The organism is Armatimonas sp., from assembly GCF_031410135.1.
In the GTDB taxonomy this organism is placed as follows: Bacteria; Armatimonadota; Armatimonadia; order Armatimonadales; family Armatimonadaceae; genus Armatimonas.
This window is the reverse complement of sequence record NZ_JANNYP010000022.1, coordinates 1-8,915: the sequence shown is the minus strand read 5'-3', so window position 1 is coordinate 8,915 and position 8,915 is coordinate 1. Positions and strand designations below refer to the sequence as shown.

The 8,915-nt window shown below is 59.6% G+C and carries 10 protein-coding genes and 1 pseudogene; 7 read left to right on the top strand and 4 right to left on the bottom strand.

What is annotated here, in order from left to right:
* Positions 1-98: 98 nt before the first annotated feature.
* Positions 99-308 carry a hypothetical protein gene (locus RMO15_RS00885; RefSeq protein WP_309706969.1) on the bottom strand — a complete coding sequence of 70 codons (210 nt, stop codon included), beginning with the start codon at positions 306-308 and terminating at the stop codon, positions 99-101.
* 322 nt (positions 309-630) lie between these two features.
* Here RMO15_RS00885 and RMO15_RS00880 point away from each other — a divergent pair, with 322 nt between their 5' ends.
* The gene (locus RMO15_RS00880; protein WP_309706967.1) at positions 631-1,899 is read left to right on the top strand and encodes a lysophospholipid acyltransferase family protein; all 1,269 of its coding nucleotides are present in this window, start codon (positions 631-633) and stop codon (positions 1,897-1,899) included.
* Here RMO15_RS00880 and RMO15_RS00875 read toward each other — a convergent pair.
* Together RMO15_RS00875 and RMO15_RS00870 are read right to left on the bottom strand one after the other, a co-directional pair.
* Complete coding sequence (locus RMO15_RS00875; protein WP_309706966.1) at positions 1,896-2,189, bottom strand: CbrC family protein; 294 nt, start codon at positions 2,187-2,189, stop codon at positions 1,896-1,898. The two genes, RMO15_RS00880 and RMO15_RS00875, sit on opposite strands and share 4 nt — an antisense overlap.
* Before the next feature lie 9 nt (positions 2,190-2,198).
* Positions 2,199-2,429, bottom strand: a complete 231-nt coding sequence (locus tag RMO15_RS00870; RefSeq protein WP_309706965.1) for a hypothetical protein — start codon at positions 2,427-2,429, stop codon at positions 2,199-2,201.
* 330 nt (positions 2,430-2,759) lie between these two features.
* On the opposite strand from RMO15_RS00870, the gene RMO15_RS00865 reads away from it, so the two are divergent.
* The 5 genes from RMO15_RS00865 to RMO15_RS00845 are packed head-to-tail and all read left to right on the top strand — an operon-like array spanning position 2,760 to position 7,098.
* A complete protein-coding gene (locus RMO15_RS00865) occupies positions 2,760-3,764 on the top strand; it encodes a thiamine pyrophosphate-dependent enzyme (RefSeq protein WP_309706964.1) in 1,005 nt (334 codons plus the stop codon).
* Entirely contained in the window at positions 3,764-4,780 is a 1,017-nt protein-coding gene (locus RMO15_RS00860; protein WP_309706963.1) for an alpha-ketoacid dehydrogenase subunit beta, read from the top strand. The genes RMO15_RS00865 and RMO15_RS00860 overlap by 1 nt, the downstream gene beginning before the upstream one ends.
* Before the next feature lie 3 nt (positions 4,781-4,783).
* Complete coding sequence (locus tag RMO15_RS00855) at positions 4,784-6,109, top strand: dihydrolipoamide acetyltransferase family protein (RefSeq protein ID WP_309706962.1); 1,326 nt, start codon at positions 4,784-4,786, stop codon at positions 6,107-6,109.
* Positions 6,109-6,504: a hypothetical protein gene (locus RMO15_RS00850; RefSeq protein WP_309706961.1), complete on the top strand. Its 396-nt coding sequence runs from the start codon at positions 6,109-6,111 to the stop codon at positions 6,502-6,504. Before RMO15_RS00855 ends, RMO15_RS00850 begins: the two co-directional genes overlap by 1 nt.
* Before the next feature lie 24 nt (positions 6,505-6,528).
* The gene (locus RMO15_RS00845) at positions 6,529-7,098 is read left to right on the top strand and encodes a hypothetical protein (protein ID WP_309706960.1); all 570 of its coding nucleotides are present in this window, start codon (positions 6,529-6,531) and stop codon (positions 7,096-7,098) included.
* 102 nt (positions 7,099-7,200) lie between these two features.
* On the opposite strand, the gene groL is transcribed toward RMO15_RS00845, so the two are convergent.
* The gene (gene groL, locus RMO15_RS00840) at positions 7,201-8,814 is read right to left on the bottom strand and encodes a chaperonin GroEL (protein ID WP_369016056.1); all 1,614 of its coding nucleotides are present in this window, start codon (positions 8,812-8,814) and stop codon (positions 7,201-7,203) included.
* On the opposite strand from groL, the pseudogene RMO15_RS33120 reads away from it, so the two are divergent.
* A pseudogene (locus RMO15_RS33120) lies at positions 8,753-8,915 on the top strand (UvrD-helicase domain-containing protein); the annotation flags it as partial. The gene groL and the pseudogene RMO15_RS33120 sit on opposite strands and share 62 nt — an antisense overlap.

The following is an 8,915-nucleotide window of genomic DNA, read 5'->3' as shown; positions in this document are numbered from 1 at the left end:
AGCATTTTGGCTCTGTGAGATACAATTTTTTTTGGGCATCGTTTTGGTCGCGATCTGTGTTTAAGCGACCTTGTCGTATCATACCAAGGCGGTGCCTTTCATCCTGTAGAAATTACCAGTATTTTTTGTCCTGTACTGAGGCCGCAGATATAGAGCACAGGGATTTCTGGGAAGCGCCGCTGAATCCACTCCAGCCCACGCATTTTCGTCCCCACATCGCCTGCCAGCACCACAGCATCGCAGTCCATGCGGGGCACATCGCGCTCCCCGAACTCCTGGTGCAGGTCACTGAGAATGTGAAGGCGCATTGCGGGAGGGGCTAGTTTTTTGGGGGACGCATACCCCAGCCAAGCACGCTACCGCTCATTCCAATTGCAAAGCCAACCCAGCCAATGTTATTGGGAACCATCTTATACCAGCTCAAAACGATAAGAACCGTGCCGATAGCCCAAAGGTACCAGGAAAGTTTTTGTTTACTCATAAGAATTACTCCTGTGCGCATTGTACAGGTTTTCTGGGGTGCCTTCATCTCCTCTCCCAGAAAGGCTCTGAGGGACGAGGAGACGTTGGGAGAGGGGTGACGAGGAACGAGCCTGGGGAGAGGGCTACAAAGCCGAGCTATAATAACCCATGTCGTCTGAGTCTTCTGAGATTATTGTCCCTGGGCGCGCTGACTTTATCGCCGCCAAACCGACGCCCTCGGTGATCCGGGTGGCACAGAAGTGTAGCAACACGATTGTGGGCGTGCTGGGTATCAGTGGCGTGGACTACGATGCAGGCGAGCTGGAGCGCTTTCGGGCGCTCGCTGGGGAGCGGGTCTTGCTGACGCCCAACCATCCCACCAACACCGACCCGGCGCTGGTTTTTCATCTCTCGGCGCAGGTGGAGCAGAGCTTTCGGTATCTCGCCTGCCGCGAGGCGTTTGATGCCTGCCTGGGGCTCTGGGGCCATGTCATCAAGCGGATTGGGGCACACTCGGTGATTCGCGGGACGGCAGACCGAGCCAGTTTCCGCGCGACCCGTGAGCTGCTCGCCAGCCCCGCCAGCAAGCTCGTGATCTTTCCCGAGGGCGAGGTGTACTCCCAGAACGACACGCTCCTGCCGTTCCATGACGGTGTCTTTCAGCTCGCGTTCTGGGCGCTCGAAGACGCACGCAAAGACGACGAGGCAGCGAATCTCTTTATCCAGCCCGTGGCGCTGAAGTACAAGTTCACCACCGACATGCGCCTGCCGATTCTGTTCTCGCTCAACCGGCTGGAGCATTTTACGGGCTCGCCGGTTCCAAGCGATGCAGGCACCTACGAGCGCCTGCGCGGAATCGGGTTTGCGATGTTGCGCTCTCTGGAGAAAGAGTACCGCCTGCCGTCGCCTAAAGAAAAAGACGAGGATCTGGAGTCGGATTTTACCCCACGGCTTGATGCCATCAAAGAGGCGATCTTGCAACGCGTCGCCCTTGCCGTTGGCATCCCCGACCCACGTGGCGAGACCCTCCCCGAGCGCATGCGAACCCTGATCCACGCCATTGAGATCGTCACCCGCGACGAGCCCGACCCCGCCACTAAAACGCCCTACGACCTAGAATTGCGCCGCCAGCAGCGCGAGCGTGCCCGGCCCTTGCTGCGTGATCTCGATAGAATCGCCAACTGGATCGCCGTCTACGATGGCTACGTCCGCGAAGACCCCACCCCCGAGCGCCTCTTCGATCTGCTCGTTCGCCTGGAGCGCGAGTGCTTCGGTAAGTCTCTGCTCACCGGCCCCCGCCGCGCTCGCGTCCGCCTGCCGGAGCCCATTAGCTTAGGCGACCGACTCCCCGCCTACAAAGCCGCCCGCCGCGCCGAAGTCCGTGCGGTCGCCAAAGAAGCCGAAAAGCGCATCTTCACCGAGCTACGGAGCAGCTAGGTACTGTCGTTCACTGCACGAAGCCGGTCGCAGTGCAGGCAACGGAAGACATGTATCACCATCTCGCCGAAGTGTGGGGTGGTTTCGTCTTCAGGCCAGAGCCATCGAATCGTGGAAAAGTCACTCTGCCGAGACATTGCCTCAACAAAGGCTTCTCGATTCTCAAAGTTTTCTGGTTTCCACTCGCCAAGGTAGGCCATGAAGTCTTGGCAGCAAATCATCCAGGTAACATTGTTGCATGTTCGAAAATGTGGGGTTCGCTGAAGCTCACGTAGCTGCGCTTCTGGCATTCCTACTTTCTAGGCGGCATCACTGATCGGCACCAGGAAATCCTCTTCATCGTCCGAATCAATGCCCATGAGAAGCACTTTGTCCTCGGTAAACATGCCAATCTCAGTATCGTGGGCAAAGCCAAATTGTCCTGCCTGAAGGCACGTAGGGCAGCCAAAACGCTTCTGTCCGATGTCGAAGCTACGAGAACGGTTGCCGCAGAAGGCGCAGGTCTCAGAGTAGCGGCTCAGGTCGGACATGCACTCTTCCGAGGCGAGGAAATAGCGGAAAGGGGGCATAATTGATCCATTATATACCCACGACGAGCCTTCATCCTGCCGGTTTGAGCGGCGGGACTGACGAGCCTGTGGCTGCAAAGGCCGTGTCGGCCATTCCGAATCTTCTTGGTCTTTTATGGTCGGAACGGCCTTTGTAGCGGAGCCTGCGACGCTTTCAAGTCCTGCCGTTCTGATCGGCGGGACGAGGGGCGGAACTTCTCCTATCGTTATAGGGTTATAGTACCGAATATCCGTGGGGTATAATGGGCCGGGCGGGGACTCCGCCCCCTGGCAAGGAGACTGTTTTATAAGATGGCAAAGGGCCAGACGGCTGCGCTAGACGCGGCCAAGTACCGCCGGTTCTATGAGCAAATGGTGCACATCCGCGAGTTTGAGGAAGAGTGTCTTCGGGCATTCCAGCGCGGAGGACATGGCATCGGTGGCTATCTGCACCTCTACTCAGGTGAGGAAGCCATTGCTGTGGGCATCATCGGCGCACTCGACCTCGCAGCAGGCGACTGCTTAATTGGACACTACCGCGACCATGCGTACGCGCTGGCTGTCGGCTCCCCCCCCGGTCCCGTGATGGCGGAGATCTGTGGGAAGTACGACGGCTGCTCAAAAGGCAAGGGCGGCTCGATGCATATCTGCGATGCGGAGCGCGGCTTCTACGGTGGCTACGGCATCGTGGGTGGCAACGTCCCGATCGCGCTGGGCCTAGGCTGGGCGCTGAAGTATCGGCAGCAAGCGGGCGTCGCCGTGTGTTTCTTTGGCGATGGCTCGATGAACCAGGGCGCGTTCCACGAGACCCTGAACATGGCGCAGCTCTACAAAGTCCCCGTGCTGTTTGTCTTAGAGAACAACGGCTACGCTATGGGCACCAGTATCGAGCGCTCCCACGCCAACACCGATCTGACGGATCGTGTGGGCAGCTACGCCATGAACCGTAAGAAAATAGACGGGCAGAACATCATCACGGTGCATGAAGAGGTCAGTCAGATTGTCGCGGACATGAAGGCCAACCCCGCCCCGTTCTTCCTGGAGTGCGATACCTATCGCTTCCACGGACACGGAGCCGCCGATGAGGCCAAGCAGACCGTGGTGTACCGTACCAAGGCGGAGATCGAAGCCGCTAAGGCCAACCGTGACCCGATTGCGATTGCCGCCGAGCTTCTCCTAGAGGCCGGGGTCATCACCGACGAGGACATCGTGCGGTTCCATGATGAGGCCGTGATCGCGGCCAAAGCGGCGGTGCAGTTCTCCGACGATTCCCCGGTGCCCCCTGCCGACGAGCTCTTAAAGGACGTGTACGCATAATGGCAAGACTACGCTACATAGACGCCCTCGCGCTTGCCCTGCGTGAGGAGATGCGCCGCGACCCGAACGTGTTTCTCATCGGGGAGGAAGTGGCCCAGTACCAGGGAACCCTGGAGCTTTCCAAGGGATTTTTAGAAGAATTCGGCCCACAGCGCGTGGTAGATACCCCTATCTCTGAGGTTGGGATTATTGGTCTTGGGATCGGGTCCGCGATGGCCGGTCTGCGCCCCGTCTGCGAGATGATGCGCATGGACTTCGCCACGCCCGCCTACGACCAGATCGTCCAGCACGCCGCCAAGATCCGCTACATGTTCGGTGGTCAGTTCCAGGTGCCCATGGTTATCCGTGGTCCCAGCGGTGTCGGCTTGCAGCTCTCTGCCCAGCACTCGCAGGCCATTGAGGTGCTCTTTGCCCACGTTCCTGGCCTGAAAGTGGTCGTCCCTGCGACTCCTGCGGATGCCAAGGGGCTGATGATCTCAGCAATCCGGGACAATAACCCGGTGATGGTCTTTGAGTCGCTGCGCATGTACTTCACCAAACCGGACGAGCTTGAAGCGATCCAGCCGGGCCTCTCCGAAGTGCCCGATGATCCTGATTTCTCGGTGCCGATTGGTAAGGCAAATGTCCTGCGCGAAGGCAAAGATATCACGCTGGTAGCCTACTCCTGGATGACCATTCAGGCGCTCAAGGCGGCCAATGAGCTGGCAAAAGACGGGATTTCGGCGGAGGTGATTGACCTGCGCTCACTCCTGCCACTTGACATGAACACGGTGCTGGCCTCGATCAAGAAGACTCATCGTGCTGTGGTTATTCAAGAGCAGTGGCCACTCTACGGCTGTGCTGCAGAGATTTCTGCCCAGATCTCCGAGCGTGCGTTCTACGACTTAGACACACCCGTTCTTCGCGTCACCGGCGCTTTCGTGCCGATGCCCTACGCCAAGAACCTTGAAAATCTCGCCTTCCCAACGGAAGTGGATATTGTCGCGGCGGCAAAACGCAGCCTGGGAGGCAAGTAAGAGATGGCAGCGATCATCATGCCCAAGATGGGCGATGCAATGGAGGCGGGCGTCATTGTCCAGTTCCTCAAAAAAGTCGGCGATACGGTTGGTGTAGACGACGCGGTGTTCGAGATTGAGACCGATAAGTCCAATGTGGAAGTTCCTGCAGGCGAAGCCGGAGTGATCCATGCGATCCTCGCCGCTCCCGGTGCTGAGGTCAAGGTCGGCGATCCTGTGCTGATCATCGGCCAAGGCGCACCACCCGCGGGCGGGAGCGCACCCGTGGCAGCCGCAGCGCCTACGCCAAGTGCACAAGTCGCAGAGATAACCACTCCTGTTGCCGCGTCTGCGGTGGCCGCACCCGTTGTGGTGGCGACCAACCCCGCGAAGCCCTACGGCGATAGTTTTGTTGGTCAGTTGCCCGAAGGACTCGGTGGCTCGGCCTCCGTGCTGAGCGATCCGATTGAGATTGAAGGTGTTACGGTCTCAGGCAGTGATGTGCGCGTTAAAGCTTCCCCCTTAGCGCGTGCCATTGCGGCGGCCAAGGGCGTCAACCTGGCGAGCATCAGCGCGGCAGGGACGATCACGGCGGCGGATGTCGAAGCGGCGGCTAAAACCTCTGGCTCCCCCAATCTTGGGGGCGGGGGGGGCGCGATTGCGGACGAGGTCGAAGTGCAGTCCTACAACGGGATGCGCAAGACCATCGCGCGGCGCCTCACCGAGAGCAAGCAACAGATCCCGCACTTCTATGTTACCGTCGAGGTGGACATGGAAGCGCTTCTTGGACTGCGTGAGCAGGTGAACGCAGCGGGTGGGGCAGTGAAAGTCTCCGTCAATGACTGTCTGCTGAAAGCCGTCTCCGTGGCACTGCTGGCCGCGCCGAACGTCAACTCGAAGTTCGACGACAACAAGCGCTTGGTGAGCAAGAACCACCATATCGGCTTTGGAGTCGCGCTCGACGATGGCCTGATCGTGCCCGTGGTGCGTAATGTGCAAGCCCTGAGCCTGCGTCAGATCGCGGCGGCGAGCAAGCCGCTGATCGAGAAGGCGCGTGCCGGGAAACTCCAGCCTGCGGACTACACGGGCGGGACGTTCACGATCTCCAATCTGGGAGCGGTCGCGGAGGTCGAGAACTTCGCCGCGATTGTGAATCCGGGCGAGGGCGCGATCCTGGCCGTGTCGAGCACGCGGACGGTGGCTGCGGTGGTGAATGGGCAGGTCGTGCCGCGCAAGCGCATGAAGGTGACTCTCTCTGCGGATCACCGGGTGGTAGACGGTGCCGATGGTGCTGCGTTTCTAGGCGCGCTCAAGAAAGCCATCGAGAATCCCTTGGAGCTGCTTCTGTAATGCACAAGGCACTTACCAACAAGCCGGTCTTCGATTCTGAGAAGGCCCTCTGGCGGATGCGGGAGTGGAAATCACTCCCCGCATCCGTCGGGATGGATCGGATCGTCGTGGAGTGGTGCGTGACGTACGGCCCGAAGGTCTTTGTCTACCCCGCCGTCAAGCGCATCCTAGGCTTCGATACCTGCGAGGGCTACGGCGATGGGACGTCGGATGAGCGCTGGGCGGACTTGCTGGAGTTTGAGTACGTCCCGCAGGTCGTGAAGGCACTGGAGGGGGCGGGCTACCGTGTCCAGACCATCTGTGCCGACCAGCGCCCGATCCAGACCATGCGCCAGCGCCGCCGGGACACCGAAAAGCTCGCCGCCTCACGCGGTGCGCACCACGCGCACCACTAGGCATCACGCATTGGGGAGGCTCTCATGCAGCAGCAAGCCCAGATCGAGTCCCTGACCGAAGATGCCATCGTCCTGATGGGCCGTCCCTCCGCCGTCGCCCAGAAGAAGGTTTCTGCACTGGTCATTAGCGCGGTTATTGTGGGGATGGTGCTGGGAGTCACTCTTGCAGCAGTGCGCTTGGGGCCGCTTCCCGCACGTGTCTGGCAGCTTTCCCTGCTGCTTTTGTCCGTGATGATTCCCCTGATGTTGCTCTACATGCGCTGGGTAATGCGCCTGGTGCAGAAGCGCGTCGAGAGTCGCCAGATTCCCGTGACGCTGCGCATTGATAGCCAGGGAATCTGGGTACAGGATGTCTTTGGCATTCATGGCCCGGTTCCCTGGTCAGTACTGGGAGCGATGACGCCCCGTAGCTTTATATTTCCGCTAGTACACTTCGCCCTCACCGATATTGCGGCGGCTAAGCGTGCCCTCGGCCCCAAGTTCTGGTATCTCTGGTATCCCGGTGGCCTGGGAATTCGCACCGATATCTTTGGCATGACAGCAGAGGAGCTGATCGAGCGCATCGAACGCTACCGCAAGCAGGGTCTGGGATAAGAAAAAGCCCCGCACTCCATAAAGAGCGCAGGGCTTTCTTAATCTCCCCTGCTTTCCCCTTCCTCCCAGGATTGGGAGGAGGGGCCGGGGGAGGAGGGCTAACTAGTGATCGTGGTGGTGATCACCGCCACCAGCAGCCGGGGGTTCCGGCTTCTCGACCACGAGGGTCTCGGTGGTGAGGATCATGCTGGCGATGGACGCCGCATTGGCCAGGGCAGAGCGGCTGACCTTGACCGGGTCAATCACGCCGAAGCCGACCATGTCGCCGTACTCCTCGGTCAGGGCATTGAAGCCATGTCCCTTGGCAAGACCCTTGACCTTGTTGACCACAACAGAGCCTTCCAGCCCCGCGTTGGCGGCGATGGTGCGAAGAGGCGACTCCAGGGCCTTGCGGACAATGTCCACACCGACCTGCTCGTCTTTATCGTCTACAACCACGTTGTCAAGATCCGCGATGACGTTGATGAAGGCCACGCCACCACCGGCGACAATTCCCTCTTCCACCGCAGCGCGGGTGGCGGAGAGAGCGTCCTCGTAGCGGTGCTTCTTTTCCTTCAGCTCGGTCTCGGTGGAAGCGCCCACCTGGATCACGGCAACACCACCGGCTAGCTTGGCGAGTCGCTCTTGGAGCTTCTCTTTGTCGTAGCTGGAGTCGGTGTTATCAATCTGCTTGCGGATCTGGTTGATACGGCCCTTGACCGCGTCAGAGTCCCCGTTGCCTTCGACCACCGTGGTGTTGTCTTTGGTGACGACAATCTTCTTGGCCTGGCCCAGCATATCGAGCGTGACGCTCTCTAGCTTGAAGCCTAGGTCCTCGGTGATGAACTTGCCACCGGTGAGGATCGCCATGTCTTCCATCATGGCCTTGCGGCGGTCGCCAAAGCCAGGAGCCTTGACCGCGACCACGTTCAGAATTCCACGAATCTTGTTGACCACCATGGTAGCCAGCGCATCGCCATCCAGATCCTCGGCCACGATCACCAAGGGGCGACGGGTCTGCATGACCTGCTCTAAGATCGGAACAAGATCGGCGGCGAGGCTGATCTTCTTCTCGTAGTAGAGAATAAAGGCGTTCTCAAAGACACCTTCCATGCGCTCGGTGTCGGTGACGAAGTAGGGGGAGATGTAGCCCTTGTCGAACTGCATGCCCTCGACGATCTCAAGGGTGGTATCGCGGCCCTTGGACTCCTCGACGGTAATGACGCCGTCCTTGCCCACTTTGTCCAGCGCGTCGGCGATGATCTCACCGATCTCGGTATCGTTGTTACCGGAGATTGCGGCGACCTGTGCCACCATCTCGCCGTCTACCGGGATTGCATTGGCCTTGAGAGCAGCAACCGCCACCTCAACCGCCTTGTCAATTCCCTTCTTCACGGAGAGGGGAGCGCCACCGGCGGCGACATAGCGAAGGCCTTCATTGACAATAGACTGTGCCAGCACGGTAGCTGTCGTCGTACCGTCACCGGCGATATCGTTGGTCTTGCTGGCGACTTCTTTCACGAGCTGAGCGCCCATGTTCTCGAACTTATCTTCCAGCTCGATTTCTTTCGCGACCGTCACGCCGTCTTTGGTGATCGTGGGGGAGCCCCACTTCTTCTCAATAACGACATTGCGTCCGCGAGGTCCAAGGGTTACCTTGACCGCGTTGGCGACCGCATTGGCCAGGAGCAAACATCCGCCGTTTGACTTCGCCGTCGTGGACGAGGCGCAGGACATCAGCGTCGCCCATCTGCGCTTCTTCGCCGCGCTGGGTGCCGACAAGCCGAACGCCTTATTCTTCGCGGGCGACCTCGGCCAGCGTATCTTCCAGCAACCGT